Origin of the sequence: Streptomyces beijiangensis, from assembly GCF_017315755.1 — a bacterium.
Taxonomy (GTDB): Bacteria; Actinomycetota; Actinomycetes; order Streptomycetales; family Streptomycetaceae; genus Streptomyces; species Streptomyces beijiangensis.
On record NZ_JAFLRJ010001226.1, the window covers coordinates 1 to 271 of the forward strand.

1 protein-coding gene is annotated in these 271 nt (G+C 69.4%); it reads left to right on the top strand.

All coding sequences use genetic code 11. The features are described 5' to 3' along the window. Window positions 1-271 (top strand): ATP-binding cassette domain-containing protein (locus tag J0695_RS41275; protein ID WP_206969932.1); only part of this gene is annotated, 271 nt, incomplete at both ends.

A 271-nucleotide genomic window follows, 5' to 3' on the forward strand; every position in this document is an offset into this window, starting at 1 on the left:
GGCAAGGTCGTCCCTGGTCACGGCCTCAAGCTCGGGTACTACGCGCAGGAGCACGAGACGCTGGACCCGGACCGCACGGTGCTGGAGAACATGCGCTCGTCCGCGCCCGACATGGACCTCGTCGCGATCCGCAAGACGCTGGGCTCCTTCCTCTTCTCCGGTGACGACGTGGACAAGCCGGCCGGGGTGCTCTCGGGCGGCGAGAAGACGCGGCTGGCGCTGGCCACCCTCGTCGTCTCCTCGGCCAACGTGCTGCTCCTCGACGAGCCCA